The organism is Nodosilinea sp. LEGE 07298, from assembly GCF_015207265.1.
Classification (GTDB): domain Bacteria; phylum Cyanobacteriota; class Cyanobacteriia; order Phormidesmidales; family Phormidesmidaceae; genus Nodosilinea.
The window spans coordinates 16011-38074 of sequence record NZ_JADEXE010000016.1; the positions used below are offsets into that span (position 1 = coordinate 16011).

At 57.2% G+C, this 22064-nt stretch carries 19 protein-coding genes; 9 read left to right on the plus strand and 10 right to left on the minus strand.

Going from position 1 to position 22064, the window contains the following annotated elements; all coding sequences use genetic code 11:
* Positions 1-114: 114 nt before the first annotated feature.
* The gene (locus IQ273_RS03945) at positions 115-888 is read left to right on the plus strand and encodes a pentapeptide repeat-containing protein (RefSeq protein WP_194021872.1); all 774 of its coding nucleotides are present in this window, start codon (positions 115-117) and stop codon (positions 886-888) included.
* A 453-nt stretch (positions 889-1341) separates the two neighbouring features.
* On the opposite strand, the gene IQ273_RS34310 is transcribed toward IQ273_RS03945, so the two are convergent.
* The 8 genes from IQ273_RS34310 to mgtE form a co-directional block, all read right to left on the minus strand.
* Positions 1342-1467, minus strand: a complete 126-nt coding sequence (locus IQ273_RS34310) for a hypothetical protein (protein ID WP_255534362.1) — start codon at positions 1465-1467, stop codon at positions 1342-1344.
* Between the two features lie 26 nt (positions 1468-1493).
* Complete coding sequence (locus IQ273_RS03950) at positions 1494-1718, minus strand: hypothetical protein (RefSeq protein WP_194021873.1); 225 nt, start codon at positions 1716-1718, stop codon at positions 1494-1496.
* Positions 1699-1977, minus strand: coding sequence for a BrnT family toxin (locus IQ273_RS03955; RefSeq protein WP_194021874.1), 279 nt, complete (start codon positions 1975-1977; stop codon positions 1699-1701). Before IQ273_RS03955 ends, IQ273_RS03950 begins: the two co-directional genes overlap by 20 nt.
* 17 nt (positions 1978-1994) lie before the next feature.
* On the minus strand, positions 1995-5492 hold the full coding sequence (mfd, locus tag IQ273_RS03960) for a transcription-repair coupling factor (RefSeq protein ID WP_194021875.1): 3498 nt from the start codon (positions 5490-5492) through the stop codon (positions 1995-1997).
* A gap of 393 nt (positions 5493-5885) precedes the next feature.
* Complete coding sequence (gene ftsY / locus IQ273_RS03965; RefSeq protein WP_194021876.1) at positions 5886-7580, minus strand: signal recognition particle-docking protein FtsY; 1695 nt, start codon at positions 7578-7580, stop codon at positions 5886-5888.
* Between the two features lie 111 nt (positions 7581-7691).
* Positions 7692-8351, minus strand: a complete 660-nt coding sequence (gene nusB / locus IQ273_RS03970; protein ID WP_194021877.1) for a transcription antitermination factor NusB — start codon at positions 8349-8351, stop codon at positions 7692-7694.
* Between the two features lie 129 nt (positions 8352-8480).
* Complete coding sequence (locus IQ273_RS03975) at positions 8481-9254, minus strand: DUF502 domain-containing protein (protein ID WP_397197001.1); 774 nt, start codon at positions 9252-9254, stop codon at positions 8481-8483.
* 678 nt (positions 9255-9932) lie between these two features.
* Positions 9933-11330 carry a magnesium transporter gene (gene mgtE, locus IQ273_RS03980; protein ID WP_397196995.1) on the minus strand — a complete coding sequence of 466 codons (1398 nt, stop codon included), beginning with the start codon at positions 11328-11330 and terminating at the stop codon, positions 9933-9935.
* Between the two features lie 353 nt (positions 11331-11683).
* Here mgtE and IQ273_RS03985 point away from each other — a divergent pair, with 353 nt between their 5' ends.
* Both IQ273_RS03985 and cobU read left to right on the plus strand, forming a co-directional pair.
* Positions 11684-13099 (plus strand): serine/threonine-protein kinase, encoded by a 1416-nt coding sequence (locus IQ273_RS03985; RefSeq protein ID WP_194021880.1) that lies wholly within the window; start codon positions 11684-11686, stop codon positions 13097-13099.
* 38 nt (positions 13100-13137) lie between these two features.
* Positions 13138-13680, plus strand: coding sequence for a bifunctional adenosylcobinamide kinase/adenosylcobinamide-phosphate guanylyltransferase (cobU, locus tag IQ273_RS03990; protein ID WP_194021881.1), 543 nt, complete (start codon positions 13138-13140; stop codon positions 13678-13680).
* 78 nt (positions 13681-13758) lie between these two features.
* Here cobU and IQ273_RS03995 read toward each other — a convergent pair whose 3' ends face one another.
* Complete coding sequence (locus tag IQ273_RS03995; RefSeq protein WP_194021882.1) at positions 13759-15324, minus strand: metallophosphoesterase; 1566 nt, start codon at positions 15322-15324, stop codon at positions 13759-13761.
* 69 nt (positions 15325-15393) lie between these two features.
* Here IQ273_RS03995 and IQ273_RS04000 point away from each other — a divergent pair, with 69 nt between their 5' ends.
* The 4 genes from IQ273_RS04000 to IQ273_RS04015 all read left to right on the plus strand — a co-directional run bounded on the left by IQ273_RS04000 (position 15394) and on the right by IQ273_RS04015 (position 18942).
* The gene (locus IQ273_RS04000; protein ID WP_194021883.1) at positions 15394-16008 is read left to right on the plus strand and encodes a class I SAM-dependent methyltransferase; all 615 of its coding nucleotides are present in this window, start codon (positions 15394-15396) and stop codon (positions 16006-16008) included.
* Positions 16009-16140: 132 nt separating this feature from the next.
* On the plus strand, positions 16141-16809 hold the full coding sequence (locus IQ273_RS04005) for a hypothetical protein (RefSeq protein ID WP_194021884.1): 669 nt from the start codon (positions 16141-16143) through the stop codon (positions 16807-16809).
* Positions 16810-17074: 265 nt separating this feature from the next.
* Positions 17075-17623 (plus strand): TRAP transporter small permease subunit, encoded by a 549-nt coding sequence (locus IQ273_RS04010; protein ID WP_194021885.1) that lies wholly within the window; start codon positions 17075-17077, stop codon positions 17621-17623.
* Positions 17620-18942 carry a TRAP transporter large permease subunit gene (locus IQ273_RS04015; protein ID WP_194021886.1) on the plus strand — a complete coding sequence of 441 codons (1323 nt, stop codon included), beginning with the start codon at positions 17620-17622 and terminating at the stop codon, positions 18940-18942. The genes IQ273_RS04010 and IQ273_RS04015 overlap by 4 nt, the downstream gene beginning before the upstream one ends.
* 215 nt (positions 18943-19157) lie before the next feature.
* On the opposite strand, the gene IQ273_RS04020 is transcribed toward IQ273_RS04015, so the two are convergent.
* Positions 19158-20273 carry a TRAP transporter substrate-binding protein gene (locus tag IQ273_RS04020; protein ID WP_194021887.1) on the minus strand — a complete coding sequence of 372 codons (1116 nt, stop codon included), beginning with the start codon at positions 20271-20273 and terminating at the stop codon, positions 19158-19160.
* 579 nt (positions 20274-20852) lie between these two features.
* Between IQ273_RS04020 and IQ273_RS04025 the strand changes: the two genes are divergently transcribed.
* On the plus strand, positions 20853-21722 hold the full coding sequence (locus tag IQ273_RS04025; protein WP_228052297.1) for a DMT family transporter: 870 nt from the start codon (positions 20853-20855) through the stop codon (positions 21720-21722).
* A gap of 57 nt (positions 21723-21779) precedes the next feature.
* The gene (locus tag IQ273_RS04030; protein WP_194021888.1) at positions 21780-22031 is read left to right on the plus strand and encodes a hypothetical protein; all 252 of its coding nucleotides are present in this window, start codon (positions 21780-21782) and stop codon (positions 22029-22031) included.
* Positions 22032-22064: the final 33 nt, after the last annotated feature.

Sequence of the window (22064 nt, forward strand, 5' to 3'; positions counted from 1 at the left end):
CGCTGAAGGCAAAGATGCTGACACATTGTAGAAGCAATCTATCGACTTGACTCTAGCTTTTGGGCCTATTTTTTGAGGGATGATATTGGGATGGCGCACGGCATAACGAAACATTTGGATAGTTGGCCTCAAAAGCCTGGGCTGGCTAGGGTTTGGCCCCAGCGGGCGATCGCCCTGGCGGCCCTGCTAGGGTTGGCAGCTGCGCCCGTCGCCGCCAGCGATCAGCTGCGGCAGTTTCTAATTACCCACAACTGCGTGGGCTGCGACCTCAGCGACAGGGTGCTGGCCGGAGCTAATTTAGAAGACGCTGACCTGACTGGGGCCAACCTGGCGCGGGCTAACCTACGCCAAACCCGCCTACCCCGCGCCCAGATGACCCAGACCGATCTGCGCCAGGCCAATCTCAGCCAGGCCGTCATCAGCCAGTCCGATCTATCAGAGTCTGACCTGGCTGGGGCTAATCTACGCGAGGTCACCCTCACGGGCAGCCGCCTGGTCAGGGTCAATGCCGTCAACATCAATATGGAGAATGCCGAGGCCCGCGACAGCAACTGGGCCAACAGCAATCTCAGCGACAGTCGCCTAGACGGGGCCGTATTTAACCAGGCCGGCTTTTTGTCGGCTAACCTGAGCCGCACCACCCTAACCGATGGCAAGTTTTACCGCGCCAATCTCATTGGCGCACAGCTAGACGGGGCCGACTTTACCGGAGCTGACCTGCGAGAGACCCTGATTCGAGATGCCTCGGTCAACGGCACTAACTTTACCAATGCCGACCTACTGGGCGCAAATCTGGCCCGCACCGACTTCAGCAACGCGCTGTTTTGCAACACCCGTATGGCCAATGGAGACATCAATAACGATCACTGCGCCGCCGTCAGCCCCTAAAGCGATCTCTGGAAAAGAGTTTCCCCTGGTAAACCCAACAGTTCGGTACCTAAGCCTGGATTTGAGAGCGGGTTTCATAAACGGTTTCTAGGTAATCTTCAAAGTCTGAGCCTTCTCAAGTTTCGGTATGGCTGAGTAGAGAACCACTCGATGGGGGGCGGAAGTCGACAGATTCAGTGACCTGAGGTTGGGCTTTATGCTTGGTATGAATTAGAAAGTTGAGGAAGTCAGCTACCAGGCGGAGGCGATCGCCGTGGGGGAACCTTAGGGCCTGTAAAAAATTAAGCTCATGGTTCTGAAATGCTTCTATTCCACGTGGGACGGGCTTTCGGTATCAAAGCGTGAACTTGTTTCTTTACAGCTCCTTAAAGGGTATTGCTTTTACCAGGTGAGCATCCCGAGGAGAAGACCCCAGAGTTTTTCAAAAACTCTGGAGTCTGGATTGTTTTGTCTCTACCCCAGCACTGGCTCTGCGATCGCACCCTGCAAATACCCCAGCCACTCGGTCAAATTTTCGGGCTTGAGAATGCCCAGGCTGCGCACCACTTTGCCGCCGCTGTAGACAAAGCGCAACTGCATATTGCCGACTCCCTAGCCAACCAGAACTATGACTGCGGAATTGCCTCAATAAGGGCTCTTAGGGCTTTATTAACCGATTCAGGAGTCGTGAACACCCGAGCCACATCATCATCTAAAACAACAACCCTCAGGTTCTCAGCCTGATTGCGAGCTGCAAAACGATTGGGCTTTGCTTTTTGGTAGTCAAACCGATATTCAGGCTGTAAATCATCTTCAGGACTGGATATAGGGTCAGAGGGCATTTCGTTCATAATCCTCACGCTCTGGTCGGGTGGTTAAACGGGCGCTAATGACTCGAATCTTGCCAGATCGCTCAGTGAAGGCAACTAGCAACAGCCGATTCTGCTGGGAATGGCCAATGATAATCTCACGCTGCTCATCCATTGAATGAGCTGGATCATCAAAGATGACGGCCAGAGAGTTGGCAAAGACAGTTTGAGCTTCCTCAAAGCTAACACCATGCTTTCTGAGATTGCTATCTGCTTTAGCTGGATCCCACTCAAATTTCATCGTAGGACTCCTTTAGTTTAGCTAGCCAGCGGTTCTGCGATCGCACCCTGCAAATACCCCAGCCACTCGGTCAGACTCTCCAGCTGCTTTTCGGGCTTCAGCACGCCCAGACCGCGCACCACCACCTTGCCGCCGCTGTAAACAAAGCGCGACTTCAGGTGGCTGGGCAGCTTTTCGCTGATCTTCTTCCAGGCGGGTTCTTCCATGGGGGTTTCCATCACCACGTGCTGCTTGCCCTCGGGCTTGATGCGCGAGAAGCCTGCCGCTTTGGCCACTAGCTTAAGTTCGAGCATGCGCACCAGCTGCTCGGTGGCGTGGGGGATAGGGCCGTAGCGATCGCTTAAATCGGCCGCAATTTGCACGAGTTCTATCTTGCTGCTGGCTGAGGCTAGCGATCGGTAGGCCCCCATCTTCTGCTCCAGGTCGGGGATGTAGTCGTTGGGCACAAAGGCGGTGACGTTGAGATCGACCTGGGTGTCTTCGACCTTGGGAATATCCTGACCGCGAATTTCGGCGATTTCTTCTTCGAGCATGTCCATGTAGAGGTCGAAGCCGATCGCATCCATCTGCCCCGACTGCTCGGCTCCCAGCAGGTTGCCGACGCCGCGAATTTCCATGTCGCGCATGGCCAGCTGATAGCCGGAGCCGAGTTGGGTAAATTCCTGAATGGCCCGCAGGCGCTGGCGGGCTTTGTCGGTGAGCGATTTTTTGGGGTAAAACAGCCAGGCGTGGGCCTGAATGCCTGCCCGACCTACTCTGCCCCGGAGTTGGTAGAGCTGGGAGAGGCCAAAGCGGTGAGCGTCTTCGATCAAAATCGTGTTGACGCGGGGAATATCGAGGCCTGATTCGATGATGGTGGTGCAGAGCAGCACTTCGGCGTCGCCATTGCTGAAGGTGAGCATGGTCGATTCCAGTTCGCCTTCGTCCATCTGGCCGTGGGCGATCGCGATCCTCGCCGTGGGCACCATTTCGCGAATTTTGGCGGAGGTTTCTTCAATGCCCTCGACCCTGGGCACCACGTAAAACACCTGGCCACCCCGGTCAAGCTCCTGGCGAATGGCGGTGCGGATCGCTTCGGGATCCATAGGCGATAGGTGGGTTTTGATCGGTCGGCGCGACGGCGGCGGCGTGGTAATTAGGCTCATTTCGCGCACGCCGGAGAGGGCCATGTAGAGGGTACGCGGAATCGGGGTAGCGCTGAGGGTGAGCACATCCACTTGGGTTTTGAGCGATTTGATCCGCTCTTTTTGGTTGACACCAAAGCGCTGCTCCTCGTCTACCACCAGCAGGCCCAGGCCCTTAAAGGTGACGCCTTTGCCGAGCAGCTGGTGGGTACCCACCACAACGTCCAGTTCACCCGTTTTTAGCCGTTGCAGAATGTCTTTTTTCTCCTGCTGAGTGCGAAAGCGGTTGAGCAGCCCCACCTGGATGGGGTAAGGGGCAAAGCGCTCTTTGAGCGTGTGGTAGTGCTGCTGGGTGAGAATGGTGGTGGGGGCCAGCAGGGCCACCTGTTGACCAGCGGTGACGGCTTTGAAAATAGCCCGCAGCGCCACTTCGGTTTTGCCAAAGCCGACGTCGCCGCAGACCAGGCGATCCATGGGGCGATCGCTCTCCATGTCGCGCTTGACATCCTGCACGGCCTTGAGCTGGTCGGGGGTAGGCTGGTAGGGAAAAGAGTCTTCCAGCTCCTGCTGCCAGGGCATGTCGGCAGGGTAGGAAAAGCCCTCCATTTTGGCCCGCTGGGCGTAAAGCTTGAGCAGGTCCACCGCCACTTTTTGGATCGCTTTTTTGGCCCGACCCTTGGTTTTTTCCCAGGCGGTGCTGGTCATTTTGTTCAGCACTGGGGCCTGACCGCTGGCGGCTCGGTAGCGGGAAAGCGAACCCACCTGGTCGGCGGCTACCCGCAGCAGCCCGTCAGCGTACTGAATTACCAGGTAGTCGCGGGTTTCGTAGTTGAGCACCAGGCTTTCCAGCTTGATAAATTTGCCGATGCCGTGGCTGCGGTGAACGACAAAATCCCCCGGCTTCATTTTGTTGGGGTCGACCTGCTTGGAGGCGGCGCGGCGGCGCTTGCGCACGTAGCCGCCGGTTGCCAGGGTGTGCTGACCAAAAAATTCGCGATCGGTAACGACCACAATGCGGAAGGTGGGCAGCACAAAGCCCTCCAGCTCCGCTAAGCCTGAGTACTTCACTGCAACGGGTACGTGCTGGGTGTGCAGTTTGTCGATCGCATTGAAATCCCTGGGGTTGGGAATGAACTGGGCCGGACAGTCGTGCTCTTGCAGCAGCGCCACCGAGCGCGAGGGCTGAGCCGAGGCCAGCCAGACGGAATACTTGCGATCGCACTCTTTGCGAATCGTCTCCGCCAGCTTGCCAAACTGGTGCGGAATAGCCTGCACCGGGCGGCTGGCCAGGTTTAGACCATTGTTGGCCTCAGCGATTTCTGATAGGTCGATGCGGGGAAAAATGTCGGCATCGCTCAGAGCATCGAGGAAAGAACGATGGATTTTGGGGAGCTGAACAGCCAATTCTCCCTCTGCCGGGCTGGCGCTGTTGACCTCCTGCCAGTGGTCTTCGACATGCTCTAGCCAGCGATCACTGTGGGCTTGACACTGATCGACCTCATCCACTGCAATCAAGCTGTTCTCCGGCAGATAGTCCAGCAGAGAGGCCGGTTGCGAGAACGCCAGCCCCAGCCAGCGGCGGGTGCCTTCTGGCAGAATGCCGCTGGCTAAGCCTTCCTGGGCCGCCTCAGACAGTAACCCATCGAGCTTGCCCTGCTCGCGCAGGTGCTCAATAATCACTGGACCGTACTGGGTAGGGGTGAGCACCAGGTGGTCGATCGCATCGAGCGATCGCTGGGTTGCTGGGTCAAATTCCCGCAGCCGCTCTAGCTCATCGCCAAACAGTTCCAGGCGTACAGGCAGCTCCGATGCCACCGGATACACATCAATAATGTCGCCCCGCTGCGCCCATTGGCCCTCGGTCTCGACTACGGTCACTCGCTCATAGCCGAGGGTAGCCAACCGCTGACCCAGTGCTTTGAAGTTGATCTCTTGCTTTAGCTCCAGCCGCAGGCAGTAGGGTTCTAGGGCTGAGACCGGGGGCAGGTGGGGTTGCAGGGCACGTTCGGTAGCGACGATCGCCAATTTTCGCGCCGCAGAGTCTTCTCCCCGCAGCGCCAGCAAGTCTGCCAAAACCTGAAGCTGGCCCCAGGTCATTTCCGATTCCTGGTCGAAGGGATCGTAGGGCGACGCTTCTGAGGTGGGGTAGAAGTGCACCGTATCCCAGCCCATGGCTTCGAGCTGGGTGGCCCAGCGTCCGGCTTCTTCAAGGGTGGCGGCAATGGCTAGTAAAGGCCGCTGCTGGGCCTGAGCCAGCGCTGAAGAGACTAACCCCTTGGGCAATCGGGCCACGCCGTTGAGTACCAACTTGCCCTGCTGGTCGAGCTTGGTCAGCAGTTCGCCCATCAAAGCCGAGCGTTGCAGGGTACGCGTAATCGAAGAAAAAGCCATAGAAACCGCTACAGGGAAGTTGAATCAGGCTCAAGCTCAGAGGTGGGGTCTCACCAGTGAGAAACGCTACGTCTAAGCTCGATATAGAAGCACAAAAACCCCTCAACTTTGCAGCCAAGGGCAGGGGCGATCGGCCTTAATAGCTGGCCTCACGTTACTTATTTTAATAATTGCTGTCTATTATGACAGAATTTTTAGACCGAGAAACGCTAGAAGCAGCTGTTCGCGTTCACAAACAAACGCGTCAGACGCTACTTATCATGCAAGTAGTGTCTGACGGGATGCCAAACTCTTGAGAGCAAACCTCTACAGTGCCGACGGAAACGTTAGCCAATCCAGCTGTAATTACTCCGTTGAAAACTCCGTTAAAAATGGACCGCATGGGGATTGGTATCAACCGCTCAGCAGGGCTTCGACAAACTCGTAGCTGGAGAAGGGCCGCAGGTCTTCGATGCCCTCGCCCGCGCCGATAAAGCGAATGGGCAGGCCGAGCTGCTCGACCACGGCTAGGGCCACGCCGCCTTTGGCGGTGCCGTCGAGTTTAGTCAGCACCACGCCGCTGAGGTTGGCGGCTTCGGCGAAGACTTCGGCCTGGCGCAGACCGTTTTGGCCCAGAGTGGCATCGAGCACGAGCAGGGCTTCGACCTGGGCGTCAGGGGCTTTTTTGTCAACGATGCGGCGAATCTTGGCCAATTCGTCCATAAGGTTCTTTTTGTTTTGCAGGCGTCCGGCGGTATCGACCAGCAATAGCTCAATATGGCGGGACTGGGAGGCGGCGATCGCATCGTAAACCACCGCCGCCGGGTCGGTGTTTTGGCCGGGGTTAGCGATCACATCGACATCGCTGCGGGCACCCCAGGTTTTGACCTGTTCTACAGCGGCGGCGCGGAAGGTGTCGGCGGCGGCAATCAGGGTGTTGTAGCCCGACTTTTTGGCGATATGGGCCAGCTTGCCGATGGTCGTGGTTTTACCCGCACCGTTAACCCCGGTCATTAGCCAGATGTTGAAGCTGCCTTTTTCGGGGGTAAAGGTGAGGTTGTGGGCATCACCCAGGGGAGCATCGAGCATGTCCCGCAGAATGGATTTCAGGTAGGCGATCGCCTGATCGGGCGGCAGCACCTCCTCGCGCATGCGGGCTTGCAGCGCTTCGATTACTTTGTCGGTGGCGGCAACGCCAACATCGGCCTGCAGCAGCAGGGCCTCAATTTCCATTACCGCATCGTCGTTGAGCGGCCCCTGGCCGACGATGGCCTTGAGCTGGTTGACCAGGCTGAGGCGGGTTTTGTTCAGCCCCTGGCGCAGCTTGTTGAGCCAGGTAATTTCTTCAGCCGAAATATCGTCGGGTCGTCGGCCCTGGGCAGCCAGCACTTCCGCCGACCAGAGAAACGCTTCGTCGAGATCAATATCGAGCAGGACGGGTGCGGGCGGAGCAGCGGCAGCGACGACTGACTCGGGCTCGGGTTCTACGATCGCAGTCGCTTCAAGCTGGGCTAAGCGCTGCTGGCGTTCTGCCTCGGCTTGAGCCCAGAAGGGACGAGGGGCAGCGGGTTCAGGCTCGGGTGCTGTCGTCTCAGGTATGGTTGCCTCGGGCTCAGGCACTTCGGCCCCGGTCGCGTCCTCAGCTACTTCTGGTTCAGCAGGGGCGGCTACAGCCGGTTCGGCGGGGGCTGGAGTGGCTGCGATCGCCTCGTTGCCAGTCGCCTCGTCCTCAGAGGTTTCTACAAGGTCAGCAGGTTTGGCCTCAGCCTGGTCAACCACGGCTGCGGCTACAGGTTCTATGACTGGGGCGGCAGCCGTGGCGTCAATGTCAGTTACTGCTGCCGCCGGTTCCGGCGATGGCTCTTCGGGCTTTTCCTCGGGCTTTGCTTCACTCTGCTGCTTTTGAATGTTTTGATAGGCGGCCTTGGCCCACTTCAGGTAGTCTTCGGACGAGAGCTGCGGGCTAGCGGGACTAGACTCCTTTTCGGTTTCAGCTCCTTTAGCCCCAGGCGCTTTGGCCTCAGATGCTTGAGCATCGGGAGCTTTAGCCTCAGCCTCGGCGCTGTCAGATTTATCAAAACTGCGCTGAAACCAGTTGAACCCAGCCATATCAGAGCTACCTTGCGGACGTCGTTACTATTTTTAATCGTATCGTTCTCGGGGCCTAACCAGAGGGGTCGCCAATCTGCCCGTGGGACAGCCTTACCCCACGGGCGGGGCCTAGCCCACTGGACTATCCACCGTTGCCTCACTGCTTGCTGCCTCGTCCCCCAAACCTCGGGTGACCACGCGACGCAGTACGCCGTTGATAAAGCGATAGCCATCGTCGTCGCTGTAGCGCTTGGCTAGCTCTACCGCCTCGTTGATAGCAACCCGGTCGGGGGTGCCCAGGTAGGTCATTTCGACCACGGCCAGGCGCAAAATATCGCGATCGATGCGGGCTAGGCGCTTGAGGTTCCAGGCCACCATGGCTTCATCGAGGACGGTATCGACGTCGCGCTGGTGCTTGGCGGTGTTGCTGAGCAGCTCCAGGGCAAAGGCTTCAATCTCAGACTGGTTGCTGAGGCGAATAAACTCGGGCAACTCGACCGCATGGGCCAGCCGATTAATAGCGGTCTGGGTGAGGGCGATCGCATCTTCGACCATAGCCCGCCCCTTTTCGACATCGCTGGCGCGGGTGCCGCTATCGACTAGGTGCTGGTTGCCCCGCTTCAGCTCATCGGAGGCAGTTTCAAGGGCGTCTTTAGCTTCGGCAGTCAGGGTTTGAATCGCGGTCAGCAGCAGCTTCTCAAAATCGCCCATGGCTAATTTGCCAGGCTTCTCAGAAAGCTGGCTGAGGCCCAGCAGGGCCAACTCGCGAGCCATACGGCGAGCTTGCATAGTCAATGTCTCCCAGAAGCAGCGGTGTAGAGTTCTGGCCCAGGTCAAACTGGCCTGGCGCGGGTTAGCGCTCATGCCAACGATCGACCTATTGCAGGGCCGACATCTGGGCTAGAACCAGGCTATATCTTAGCAATCTTCTTCCATGGGCAAGACGGAAAGTTGCTGGGGGAAGTCGGCGGTCTCGGCGTCCATCTCGGCCTCTCCCTGGCCTAGCGAGATGGGCCTGTCGCCTTCATCGACAACCGCCATAATGCGCTCAGGGGGAACAGCTGAGGCCAGATTGGGGCCAACGATGCCACCAGACAGCAGCACCTTGAAGGCATCTTCAATCGAAATTGACAGGTTCACGACGTCGGTTTCAGGCACGATGGCGTACCAGCCGCTGGTGGGGTTGGGGGTGGTAGGCACAAACACGCTCAGCATGTTTGAAGTACTGGGTGCGGCTGCGGCCGTCATAGCGCCGGTAACAAAGGCGATCGCCCAAATGCCTTTGCGAGGGTACTCCACCAGCACCACCCGACGAAAGCGCGTATTTGAGTCTTGAAAGACCGTTTGCAGCAGCTGTTGCAGAGTTTTGTACACTGACCCGGCCAGCGGAATCGACTGCACAACCTTCTCGCCTACATCGAGCAGCCAGCGCCCCGCAATATTGCGCGCCATCAGACCAATTATCAAAATCGCCAGCAGCGGCACCGATAGGCCAATCACCAGGTTGATGACATTCAGCAGAACGGGGTTAAGGCCATCAAAGGGGGTCAGCTGCTTGGGAAAGCGGGTCAACAGGCGCACAACCCAGGCCGAAATCGTGATTGTCAGCCAGATAGTGGTAGCCAACGGAATAATCACCAGCAGCCCGGCGATCAGATCGTTTTTGAGGTCTTGCTTGATCTTTTGCAGCACGGAGGGCTCGGGGTGATCAGGGCTCGAAAGCGACGGGTTGTTCAGAGTGGGCGAACCGTTTAAATCCATAATCCCAAAATGGTGTCTAGGGATGGCTGAGGCTGCGAAGGTGGAACGGCGGTTGAGCTAGTTTGTGAACCTGCTGTGAGCTGATCTAGAGGCGTTGATTGAGGTATGGGCAACCAGACTATCTAAAGTACAACTACCTTACACAAACATTGTAAACATTTGTATCGAGAAGCGGGTGAAAAGTACAGCCCTATGATCAGATTGTGGACCAGAGACTGGTCACTATGCTTCTATCCTAAGACAAATAGGTAGCGAGGCTAACATAATGGGCGGAGAGATGGGGGTTTGGGTTGAAGGTTCGAGGTTCAAGGTTCAAGGTTGAAAGTTCGAGGTTCAAGGTTCAAGGTTGAGGATTTAATTTCGTCTAACACCTTGCACCCTGATTGACGGACAAAAGTTGTAGCGTAGGTTGGCGTTGAGCGAAGCGAAACCCAACGCCAGAGACCCTTTCGATGGGTTACGCTGACGCTAACCCATCTTTGTATCTTTTTAAGAGTGCGGCAGAGAAAGGAATTCAGGAGTTTTGTCAGTCAACCAGCCTTACACCTGACACCTTGCACCCCACACCTTGCACCTCAAACCCTGCACCTCACACCTCACACCTTTGCCCTAAGCCGTCCCCAGCATGTAGCGGGCCAGATTAAGGTAGAGCAGCACCCCAAGCACATCGACAATGGTGGTGATAAATGGGGCCGACATAAGAGCTGGGTCAAACCCCATGGTTTCGAACAAAATGGGTAGGGTGCCGCCAGCGGTAGAGGCCAAAATAGAAATCGCTACCAGGCTAATGCCTACGGTCATTGCGACGGGTAGGTTGCCCTGTAGCAGGTAAGCCCACACGGTGACTACGGCCCCCAGCATCAGGCCCAGTACGGTACCGGCGATCGCCTCGCGCCGGATCACCGAAAGCGCTTGCTTGGGGCCAATTTCTTGGGTATTGAGTCCGCGAATTACCACCGTAGACGACTGCGCCCCTACGTTGCCGCCGCTACCAATTAAAAGGGGAATGAAGGCCGCCAGGGCCACCACCTGCTGCAAAATATCTTCCTGGCTGCGAATGACGGCGGTGGTGACGGTATTGGTGATCAGCAAAATCGAAAGCCATACCACCCGCTTACGGGCGACATCAAACAGATTGGATTGAAAGTAGCTGTCGCCGCCGCTCTGCACACCGCCCAGGGTGTAGATGTCTTCGGTGGTTTCGGCCTCGATCACATCGATCAGGTCGTCGACGGTGATAATGCCCACCAGGCGGTCCTCGGTGTCGACCACCGGCACCGCCAAAAAGTCGTAGCGCTGCACCAGGCGAGCCACATCTTCCTGGTCAGTGTCGGTGCGCACCGAGATTACTTCACGGGTCATCAGGTCGCCGATGGTTTGCTCGGGCTGACCCGTGACCAGGTGCCGCAGCGAGAGAATGCCGGTCATGCGGCGGGCGGCGTCGGTGACAAACAGGTAATAGATGGTTTCGCTGACGAAGGCGCGGCTACGAATGTAGTCGAGGGCGCGCAGCACCGTCCAACCTTCCTTGAGGGCGACGTACTCCGGGGTCATGATGCGCCCGGCGGTACCGGCCTCGTAGCCCAGCAGCTGGGCGGTGGCCTCGCGCTCCTGCGGGCTGAGCTGGGCGAGCAGGCTGCGCACAAATTTGGCGGGTAGCTCGTCAAACAATCGGGCTCGGTCGTCGGGCGACATTTTGTCGACGATATCGAGCACGTCCTGGCGCTTAAAGTCTTCGATTAGGGCCTGCTGAATGCTGGTATCGAGGTTTTCGTAGACCTCGATCGCCTCGCCTTTGCCCAGCAGTCGAAAGGCGATCGCCTGCATGGCCTCGGGCAACTGTTCGATGGCCTCGGCAATATCGGCAGGCTGCACCGGCACCAGGAGGGCTTTGGCCCCTGGCAAATTGCCCTGCTCCAGCAGTACCTGTAGCTGCGATCGCACCAGTTCTTGCAGTTCTCTGCGGTCTACTGTGAGGGGAATTGGTGTAGCTTGCGCATCGGTCAACGACTGCATCTCGACTAAACAACTGCCAATAGTCTAGTGGCCCCTGGCCTCCCAGAGAAGCTAACCCATCAGGATTATTCTCTCAGCCCTGGTAAACAAAGGTTCTAGGCCTGCAACTAGCCTGATCTGGTCTAGTAGATTGCCAAGCCAATATGACAGATCAGCGGGGTTCAGGGTTTACGATTTCAGGTTCACGGCCTGCCTGCACCGTATACCTTACACCTCAAATCCTGGGTCACTGCCTCTTGTCACAATTCACTTGGTTCAGTACTAGTCGGGGAATGCGTTCAGCGACGGCACACCCAGGCCAGCGACATAATAGGCATAGACCATCTTAAACCCAAACTCCCACCATGGACTTTGCTCGGGCCACCCGCGAGATTATCGATGGCCGCTACCGCATCCTAAAACCCCTGGGCCAGGGCAGCAGCGGCACGACCTATGCCGCCGAAGTGCTAGCGACAGGTCAGACCATTGCCCTCAAAGAACTCTCCCTACGCGGCCTGCAAGACTGGAAGAAAATTGAGCTGTTTGAGCGTGAAGCCAGCGTTCTTAAGACCCTTAATCACCCCGCTATCCCGCAGTACATCGACTTTTTTCAGGTCGATACCGCCGACAACCGCTGGTTTTATCTAGCCCAAGACCTGGCCGACGGCACCTCCCTGACCGACTGGGTCAAGGCCGGGGGCCGAGTCGATGAAGCCGAAGCTCGCCACATTGCCGCCGAGGTGCTCAGGGTGCTGGTCTATCTCCACGGCCTCAGCCCGACCGTCATTCACCGCGACATCAAGCCTCAAAACGTTATTCGCCGCGACGATAGCCATATCTATTTGGTCGATTTTGGCGCAGTGCAAACCGTCTACCGCAACAGCCTCAGCCAGGGCAGCACCGTGGTAGGCACCTACGGCTACATGGCCCCCGAGCAGTTTCGCGGCCAGGCCGTACCTGCCACCGATCTCTACAGTTTGGGGGCCACGCTGCTGTTTTTGCTCACCCACCAGTCGCCCGCCGACCTGCCCCAGGAGCGGCTGCGGATTAACTTCCGTCCCTACGTATCGGTATCAAACGCCTTTGCTGACTGGCTCGACCAGCTGATTGACCCCCTGGTCGAAGACCGCTTTGCCTCGGCTGAGGTGGCGCTGAAGGCTCTGACTCAGCCCGCCCCGCTGGCTACTGCCGCCGCGCCTCGGCCCCTCGCCCCTCGCCCTCCGGCGGGTACGCGGGTGCAGATACAGCGATCGCCCACGCAGCTAGACATTGTTATTCCACCCCCTGGTTTACGGGGTGAAACCGTTGGCATTGGTGTGTTTGGTCTATTTTGGAACGGCTTTGTGCTGGCCTGGACGATTGGAGCTGTTACGGGGGGCGGTTCGCTGTGGTTTGGTCTGTTTGCCCTCCCCTTTTGGTTTGTCGGCTTTGGCATGATTGCCGGGGTTGTGAATGCTCTGCTGGCCCACGTCAACCTGCGCATCGATCGCCAGCGCTTTTCGCTCATCCGTCGCCTGCTCTGGTGGACGCGCCAGTACGAAGGCCATACCGCCGACCTGGCCAAGGTAGATCTGCAAACGGCTTACACCCACAACAACCGCCCAGTACAGACGATTCTGCTGCTGGAAGGCGTTAATCAGCATAAGTTTGGCACGCCCCTAACTCAGGTCGAAAAAGCCTGGTTAGTGGACGAAATTGACGCTTTTCTGCACCAGGCTGGCAAAGATCCCCGGGTTCTTAAAGAACCCGGGGATCTGGGATACTCAGCCAACAATTCATAAACAATTCATACCTTACTCCCTGAACCAGGTTCAACGTTTTGGCAGTAGACCACCGCATTTCTCTAGTCACCGGCCCGGCGCGATCGGGCAAAAGCGAGTGGGCCGAGGCTTTGGCTGTCAACTCGGGCCAATCTGTCATCTACATCGCAACCTCCAGCGTTGACCGGGCGGACCTCGACTGGCAAAAGCGGGTGAAAATGCACCGCGATCGCCGCCCCGCCCACTGGCACCTGCAAGAAGTGCCCATCGCCCTCCCCGCCGCTATTCAATCCGCCACCGCCCAAGACTGCCTGCTGATCGACTCCCTCGGCACCTGGCTGGCCAACCTGCTGGAGCAGGACGACGATACCTGGCAAGCCACCCTGCAATCGCTGGTTGAAAGTCTGAGGCAAACTCCTGCCACCGTGATTCTCGTTTCTGAAGAAACCGGCTGGGGCGTGGTGCCCGCCTACCCGATTGGGCGCTTGTTTCGCGATCGCCTCGGCAGTCTCACCCGCCAGGTCGGCACCGTCGCTGGAGCCGTGTATTTGGTCGTCGCAGGGTACGCGGTGGATGTGAAGGCCTTGGGGAAAGGGGTTTAGGGTTTAGGGTTTAGGGTTTAGGGTCAGCCGTATACCCTGAACCGCAAACCGTAAACCCTAAACCCTAAACCCTCCTATTTACACCTCAAACGCCTCCATATCAAACCCTTTCCAGTGGCCGTCAAACTTCTCCGCTACCAGCGGGGTTAGGGTCAGCTTCGGCGGGCTGCCTGTGGATACCTCGACTCGCAGGCCTGAGTAGGGGCGCTTGAGGTGGCTGCCGCTGCCGTTGCGGCCCAGGTACAGGTGCGATGTAGCAACCGTGTAGGACATGTCATTGACGGTTTCGTTCAGCTCGGGGCCTTCTGGGCGCTGCCGCCGCAGGCTGTAGCCGCTGCCGCCGCAGATTACCCAGGGTATGTGGGCATCGCCGTGGCCGGTGTCGCCTGTGCGCACATAGTCGAAGCAGTGGGCATGGCCGTTGAGCACCAGATCTACCAGGGGACGCCCCTGGGCGAGATCGCCTACTTCAGCGGCCACGGCGTCGAGCACCTGGCGCAGGTGGTGGCGCACCGCCAGGGTTTGGCCCTGGGGCCACTTGGTCGCCTCGGTGACGTAGGGCGGATGGTGAAAGAACAAAATGCGCCCCCGCACGGCTGGGTTTTGCCAGGAGGCAATCAGGCGATCGCGCACCCATTCCAGCTGTTCAGCATCTACGGTTGAAATTCGAGAGCTGTCAAGCTGCTTGGCAATGTCGTTCAGCTGCTCGTCAATCGATTCGAGCTTTTCGGTGATGTCTTCCTTGGGGTCTTCACCGTCGAGGCTCAAGACTTCCATACCGGCTTGCCGCATCAGGTCCGCCTTTTCCTCCTCTAGCTGCTGGCACTGCTGCTGTAGCGCCTGGCGGCTGGCCCGGTCGTGAATCACCGGCAGGGGCTGGTTAAAGGTGTTGGAGTCGAGGGCAAAAAAATCGATGCCACCGTAGCGAAAGGTGTAGTAGCGGTTGGGTAACCGGGTAAACTCGCCGGGGCGATAGGTGAGGGCGCGACTGCCCCCGACCGGATCGCTGACAGGGCTGGTGTAGTGGGTATCTAAATGCTTGCCCAGATCGTTCTGCGGCACCGCCTTTAGGTAGTCTAAAAAGGCCCTGGCGTAGGCATCTCCCCGGTGAGACCCGCGCCAGCTGACGTCTAGATCGAGGTAAGAGCGGAGGGCATAGCGCAGCGGCCCGGTTATCCCTGAAACCAGGCCAACCAGGGCAGGCAGGTCGTAGTAGTCGTGGTTGCCCGGCACCGGCAGAATGGGCTGCTTAAAGACCATGCGATCGTAGGCCATATGCCGGTAGTCGTCGCCCCCCACCACCCACTCCCGATAGGGCTTAATGAAGTTTGACTGGTACTGGTCGCGCGAGCCCACCAGGTACACCACATCGCCCGTGTGCAGCATAAACCGGGCCGAGTCGGCGTGGTTTAACAGCTGCTCGGCCACCTGCCGCTGGGGGCTGCTGCTGCGGTGCCGCCCGGTACCGCTGTCGCCCACCACCAAAAATGAGAAGGTGTCGTCATCTACGCCGCTGTCGTCAATCACCAGGCGGGTTTGGTCGATGTCGCGCTCAACCAGCTGGGGATGCTGCCACCGCACCCGCTGCCGCATACAGCGAATTTTGGTCTCAATCGACGGTTCAGTGATTAGTTTGAAAGACATGGTGCTTAGATGCGGTGTGTAGAATAACCCATAGCATGGATGGCGCTAGACCGACGGAGCTGTAGCCCGATGGGCCTTTACAACGAAAAAATTCTGCCTTACCTGATCGATTGGTCGATGGCTGGCCCTACCCTGGAGCACTATCGGCAGGCGGTGCTGGCCGAGGTGAGGGGTGAAGTACTCGAAATCGGCTTTGGCACCGGGTTAAATTTACCTTACTACCCCGACCATGTGCGACAGCTCGTCACCGTGGACCCCAGCCCTGGGGTGCATCATCTGGCCCAAAAGCGCATTGATGCTTCACCCATTACGGTAGACCACCGCATGCTGAGCGGTGAGGCGCTGCCCATGGCAGACGACACCTTTGACAGTGTAATCAGCACGTTCACGCTGTGCAGCATTCCGCAAATTGATCAGGCCCTGGCCGAAATTTATCGGGTGCTCAAGCCCGGTGGCCGCTTCTTTTTTGTTGAGCACGGCCTTAGCCCTGACCCCGGTATTCAAATCTGGCAAAACCTGCTGACGCCTCTACAAAAACGCATGGCCGGAGGCTGCCACATTAACCGCAATATGCGCCAGCTGATTGAGCAGCAGTTTGATGCGGTAGACGTAGACGCCGACTACGCAGAGAAGATACCCAAGGTGGCAGGTTATTTTTATAAAGGGGTCGCTACCAAGTATTAGGGGTAAGCAGGTCTGATTGCCCCAGACATGGCTAAATAACGGTAGGGTGCCGTTAGGCTATTAACCATGCCTAGCGATCGCGCTTAGCTTCCCCAACCGCCCGAAGCTTATCTGTTAGAGACTCTGCCCACCATGGCCACCCGCCTCTGGAATTTTCTGACCACTGACTCACGAGCGCTGACGGCGCTGGATGTCGCCGATGCCGCCGATGTGGTGCTGGGCCTGGCTGCGGTACTGGCGGCAGAAGGCCCCAGTAGTCAGAAGTTGGCCCCGCTGGTAAACCACCTCGACTCGCTGCTGGATGCGATCAATGCGCCTCTGGGCAAGCTCATCGGTACAGCGCTGCCCATTGCTTCTGTCGGTACCGGGCTGCTGATGTTTTATGCAGAGACTACCAAACAAGAGCCTACCCTGGCCCAGTCGGTGGCACTGGTGAGTCAGGCCGCCTACTTAGAAAGTTTTCGGGAATTTGCCCGGCAACATCCCAAAATTGAGCAGTGGCTGACGGCTAAAGACGGCACCCCCCAGGCCAAAACCATCACCCTTCCGGTGAAGGCCTTAGGGCTCTTTGAGCTAACCGATCAAGCTACCCGCTCCGCTGTGCTGCATTTCCATCAGTCGGATCTAGCGAAGGCGTTTAACAGTGCGCTCAGGGCGCGACTGATACAGCTGGGGGCAACCCCTGAGCAAGCCAACCGGATGACTGAAGTCGTGGCCAAAAATACAAATCGGCACCTGCGAAGTGCGATCGCCGCCGCCAAAGATTCATTTCAGCACCAGTTTGACTGCGATCGCCCGTAGATGGCTTTCAGCTAGCTCAGTCCCCTGACCAACCGGCAGTATTCCTCGTACAGCCAATGCACTACACGTCATCGATCCAGCTTTCGCCGCTGTGAGAACTCGGTTTCTTGCGGCGGCGTTGACCCATCTGGGGCAGCAGTAGGTGGGGCCAACAGGCTCATGGTTGGCCAAAAATAAGTTGAAGCAGAGGTAGTAGCTTGACAGCGCGCCCTTTGCTTGAAAGGCTTGTGATATTTTACTCTTGCATGTACCTGGAGGCGACTGAATGCAGTTTTTACTGCGGGTTTCGGGTTGGATTGATCAAATTAGCAGGTGGTTGGGTGGGCTCACCATTGGTTTCACCTTGATTATGACCGCTGTAGGGGCCTACAACGCCATTACCCGGTACCTTAGCCACTACATGGGTACGAACCTGAGCTCTAACCGCTACATCGAGGTGCAGTGGTATCTCTTTAGCCTGGTATTTCTCTTGGCGGCGGCCTATGTGCTGCAAAAAGGCTCCCATGTGCGAGTCGATATTTTTTATAGTCGACTGTCTGTTAAACAAAAGGCCTGGGTCGATTTGCTGGGCACACTGCTGCTGCTGCTGCCATTTTGCGCGATCGTCATTTTCCATTCTCTACCCGCCGTGCTGAACTCCTGGAGCGTGCTAGAACAGTCCTCCGATCCCGCCGGTTTAGCCCGGTACCCGCTTAAAACGATGATTCCTGTCGCCTTTGCCTGGCTTGGTATTCAAGGTATTTCTGAGGTGATTAAGCAGGTGGCTATTTTGCGCGGACTGTCCCCCCTCAATACTGAGGAGGTGGGGTCATGAACAACGATATACTCGGCCCGCTCATGTTTGTGGGCGCTTTAGCGCTCATTTTTACGGGTTACCCCGTGGCCTTTTCCCTGGCTGGGTCGGCAATTTTGTTTGCCATTATTGGCAACCTGCTAGGACAGTTTGACTGGATTCTGTTCAGTGCCCTGCCCAACCGCATTTTCGGCATTATGGGCAACTATGTGCTGTTAGCCATTCCCTTCTTTATTTTGATGGGGACGGTTTTGCAGCGATCAGGTCTGGCAGAAGACCTGCTGGAGACCTTTGGCATTTTGTTTGGGCGACTGCGGGGCGGTCTGGCGATCGGGGTGATTTTGGTCGGCACGCTGCTGGCCGCCGCCACTGGGGTTGTGGGGGCAACGGTGGTGTCGATGGGCATGATTTCCCTGCCGATTATGCTGCGCTATGGCTATAGCTCCTCGTTGGCAACTGGGGTAATTGCCGCCTCGGGTACCCTGGGGCAGGTGATTCCTCCCAGCGTGGTGCTAATTGTGCTGGGCGACCAGCTGGGAGTGTCTGTGGGCGACCTGTTTTTGGGGTCGTTGGTACCGGGTCTGGCGCTGGCGGGGTTTTATTTAGTTTACGTCGTCATTATCTCGATCTTTAAGCCTGAGATGGCTCCGGCCCTGCCAGCTGAAATAATTGATATTTCTAAAGCCGACTTAGCCAAGCGTGTTTTTAAGGTGATGCTGCCCCCGTTGGCGCTAATTTTAATTGTGCTGGGCAGCATTTTTGCCGGGGTGGCCACGCCTACAGAAGCGGGGGCTATGGGGGTATTGGGTGCGCTCGTGCTGGCGGCCCTAAACCGCCGCCTCACCCTCAAAATGCTGATTCAGGCGCTCGACTCGACGGTCGAACTCACCACGATGGTGATTGTGCTGCTGCTGGGGGCCACTATATTTAGCCTGGTGTTTCGAGGCGTTGGTGGGGCTGAGTCGGTCGAGCAACTGTTGACCAATTTGCCGGGGGGTAGGGTTAGCTTTCTGTTGTTTGTTAACCTGCTGGTGTTTTTCCTCGGCTTCTTTCTCGACTACTTCGAAATTGTGTTCATTATTGTGCCGTTAATGGCACCAGTAGCTTTAGATTTTGGCTTTGATCTAGTTTGGTTTGGGGTGATGCTGGGGGTCAATTTACAAACCTCGTTTTTGACGCCACCCTTTGGCTTCTCGCTCTTTTATCTGCGTGGTATTGCTCCACCCGAAATCGCAACGACCAGTATCTACAAAGGTGTGATTCCGTTTATTGCGATCCAGGTGACGGCGCTGTTGTTGTTAATTCTGTTTCCTCGCATTGTGACCTGGCCTCTGAGCTAGTCGGATGACGCTGTAACCATGTAGGTTGAACAAAAACCCCTGACTGGCCAAGGTTGGCCAGTCAGGGGTTTTTGCGTAACGGCGCGGGTGTCATACGAAATCTGCATTGAGACACCCCGGTTCAAAACAGGGATCTCGTAGAGGCATTGCAGGGCAGCAATGCCTCTACACATCGGGTGCAGCCAAATAGGATTTGGCGTCAGTCGATCGCAGGGTTAGGCATTTTGGGCAAAGACAAATTCGTTGAAGCCCAGCTCTGCCGATGAGAACCAGCGGTTTGAGCCTTCGCGGAACGTGTTCCAGGCGTCGTATACCTTGCGGTAAGACGCATTCTCAGCGGCTAGCTCTTCGTACAGATCAAAGGACGTTGTTTGAGCGGCGCTCATGATCTCATCGGGGAAGCGCTTCAAATCAGTACCCTGTTCTAGCAAGCTGGTGAGGGCACCGGGATTGAGGGCATCGTAGCGAGCCATGATATTGAGGTGGGCCTCGCTGGCCGCTGTTTTGAGGGCTTGCTGATAGGCCGGGGAGAGGTCATTCCAGGCATCGAGGTTGAAGTAGAAGGAGTATTGAGAACCGGGCTCCCACCAGCCGGGATAGTAGTAGATGCTGGCGGCTTTGTGGAGGCCCAGTTTTTCGTCGTCGTAGGGACCAACAAACTCAGCTGCATCAATGGTGCCCAGCTGCAGGGCCTGAAAAATTTCGCCCCCGGCCAGGTTTTGCACATTGACGCCCAAGCGTTCCATGACCAGGCCGCCTAAGCCGGGAATGCGCATGTTGAGGCCCTGCAAATCGGCCGCTGTGTTGATCTCTTTGTTCCACCAGCCGCCCATTTGGGTACCCGAATTGCCGCCGGGGAAGCTGATGATGTTGAAGTCGGATAGCAGCTCGTGGATCAGCTCTAGACCACCGCCCTGGTAGAGCCAGGCATTTTGCTGACGGTAGTTAAAGCCAAAGGGTACCGCTGTATCGAAGGCCAGGGCCTCGTTTTTGCCCCGGTAGTAGTAGGAGTTGGTGTGCCCAGCCTGGGCAGTGCCCTGCTGCACGGCATCGAGTACTTCTAGCCCCGGCACGAGTTCGCCAGCGGCGGAAAGAGTGATTTTAAACTGGCCATTGGTGAGTTGGCTCACCCGTTCGACAAAAACCTCGCTGCCCCCATAGACGGTGTCCAAACTGGGGGTATAGCTGGAGGCCATGCGCCACTCGACGGCTTTAGACTCGTCAGTTTGTACGGCAGGACTGCTGCCCGTGGTCGATTGACTGCATGATGCGATCGCAACGGTTGTTGCGGCTCCGGCAGCTGCACTCGACACAAAGATTCTTCGTTTCATAATTACGCTCAATCAAACTCTGGAGGGCACAAAATTGACCCCATAATACTAGAACCGGAAGAAATAATATTCTTCACCTTTAAAAAACAGTCGCTTCATTACAAAAACTTTGTAGCACCGGCACAAACTAAATACTGTTGGAAGAGTGAATAGCAGCCCTGCTTTGTAGGCTTATTCTCTTGATTTAGTCCCTGTAAGGCCCTGATCAACTTACCGACTGAGCAAGTGGTTTGACTAAGCGGAGGTGAAGCAAACCGATAACATCATGCAAACTTGGGGTTGAAACCTGTGCCTAGATAAGTGAAAATAGGCTATTTTGTTTTGACTATAGCAAACCTTTATGTAAGCACTAATTGGCGAATCTCGCTGCCTTTTTTGATACAAAGCTTTTCTTTTGACCGGCTGGACTGTTGCGTCAGGCGACGCGACGAGCCTGACGGCGTAAGCTGGTCTTGCCCTGTTTGTAACCCCGTTTTGAGGTCGGCAAGTTGAGCTTATTTATAATATTCAAGATGAGGTAAATAGAATAGCTTGCCCTGTTTGTAACCCCGTTTTGAGGTCGGCAAGCCCGATCGCGCCATGCTGATGACGTATCTTAAGCTGCTGATTACCATGCTGCTCTGGGGCGGCACCTTTATCGCCGGGCGGCTGGTCGTGCAGGATATGGGGGCCTTTGCGGCGGCTTTTTGCCGGTTTGCGATCGCATCTCTAGCCCTGCTTGGGCTCACCTACGCTGTCGAGGGCACCCTGCCCCGACCGCCCCGTCGGCTGTGGCTGTCGATCGCGCTGCTGGGGTTGACGGGCATTTTTGCCTACAACGTGTTTTTCTTCTCGGGGCTAAAGACCGTTGAGGCGGGGCGAGCGGCGCTGATTATTGCCCTCAACCCGGTGGCGATCGCCCTGGGTGCCGCCGTCTTCTTTAAAGACCCCCTCAGCCGCACCAAGCTGCTGGGCATTGGCCTCTCGCTGCTGGGGGCGGCGGTGGTGATCAGCGATGGCAATCCAATAAAGCTCTTGCGGGGCGATGTGGGCCTGGGCGAACTCTATATGCTGGGCTGCGTGATCAGCTGGATGAGCTACACCCTGCTGGGTAAGGCGGTGATGGCGGAACTTTCGCCCTTTGCTGCCACTACCTACGCCTGCGGCACTGGGGCGCTGCTGCTGCTGGGGCCAGCGATCGCAGAGGGGCTGGGAGCCGCGATCGCCCGTGCCACCGCTACCACCTGGGGTAGCTTGATCTACCTGGGGGTCCTGGGGTCGGCGGTAGGGTTTAGCTGGTATTACGACGGGCTGCGCCAGCTGGGGCCAGCGCGAGCGGGGGTGTTTATTAACCTGGTGCCGGTGTTTGCGATCGCCCTGGCAGCTCTGTTTTTACAAGAAACCCCCACCTCATCGCTGCTGCTGGGCGGCAGTTTGGTGATTGCGGGCGTGGTTTTAACCAACCGCTAGCCCTCTCCGCTGACCTTGGTAGCATGAGACAGAAGCAACTTGTCTCAAGAGGTACCGATGGATATTGACAGAGCAATGGTCAGCCCAGGGAGCGTCTTTGCTACTCCAGCGGCGGTCTGCGATAGTCTTGAGCTGACCCAGGAGCAAAAAGTCGAAATCTTGCGGCGCTGGGAATATGACGCCCGAGAACTCCAGGTTGCCACTGAAGAGAATATGGCTGGCGGTGAAGACGTCCGCCTAGAGGATGTCATGGCGGCGCTGCACCAGCTGGGGGCTAGTGCGGGCCAGTCACCCCCAACCAAGCAGTAGGGGAAATCTCCAGGTGGGGCGTTGTTGATGACA

Excerpts from the sequence above, each read along its gene's own strand:
- IQ273_RS34310 (WP_255534362.1), bottom strand. The coding sequence starts at position 1,467 with ATGCAGTTGCGCTTTGTCTACAGCGGCGGCAAAGTGGTGCGCAGCCTG.
- IQ273_RS03950 (WP_194021873.1), bottom strand. The coding sequence starts at position 1,718 with ATGAACGAAATGCCCTCTGACCCTATATCCAGTCCTGAAGATGATTTA.
- IQ273_RS03955 (WP_194021874.1), bottom strand. The coding sequence starts at position 1,977 with ATGAAATTTGAGTGGGATCCAGCTAAAGCAGATAGCAATCTCAGAAAG.
- mfd (WP_194021875.1), bottom strand. The coding sequence starts at position 5,492 with ATGGCTTTTTCTTCGATTACGCGTACCCTGCAACGCTCGGCTTTGATG.
- ftsY (WP_194021876.1), bottom strand. The coding sequence starts at position 7,580 with ATGGCTGGGTTCAACTGGTTTCAGCGCAGTTTTGATAAATCTGACAGC.
- nusB (WP_194021877.1), bottom strand. The coding sequence starts at position 8,351 with ATGCAAGCTCGCCGTATGGCTCGCGAGTTGGCCCTGCTGGGCCTCAGC.
- IQ273_RS03985 (WP_194021880.1), top strand. The coding sequence starts at position 11,684 with ATGGACTTTGCTCGGGCCACCCGCGAGATTATCGATGGCCGCTACCGC.
- IQ273_RS03995 (WP_194021882.1), bottom strand. The coding sequence starts at position 15,324 with ATGTCTTTCAAACTAATCACTGAACCGTCGATTGAGACCAAAATTCGC.
- IQ273_RS04000 (WP_194021883.1), top strand. The coding sequence starts at position 15,394 with ATGGGCCTTTACAACGAAAAAATTCTGCCTTACCTGATCGATTGGTCG.
- IQ273_RS04005 (WP_194021884.1), top strand. The coding sequence starts at position 16,141 with ATGGCCACCCGCCTCTGGAATTTTCTGACCACTGACTCACGAGCGCTG.
- IQ273_RS04010 (WP_194021885.1), top strand. The coding sequence starts at position 17,075 with ATGCAGTTTTTACTGCGGGTTTCGGGTTGGATTGATCAAATTAGCAGG.
- IQ273_RS04015 (WP_194021886.1), top strand. The coding sequence starts at position 17,620 with ATGAACAACGATATACTCGGCCCGCTCATGTTTGTGGGCGCTTTAGCG.
- IQ273_RS04020 (WP_194021887.1), bottom strand. The coding sequence starts at position 20,273 with ATGAAACGAAGAATCTTTGTGTCGAGTGCAGCTGCCGGAGCCGCAACA.
- IQ273_RS04025 (WP_228052297.1), top strand. The coding sequence starts at position 20,853 with ATGCTGATGACGTATCTTAAGCTGCTGATTACCATGCTGCTCTGGGGC.
- IQ273_RS04030 (WP_194021888.1), top strand. The coding sequence starts at position 21,780 with ATGGATATTGACAGAGCAATGGTCAGCCCAGGGAGCGTCTTTGCTACT.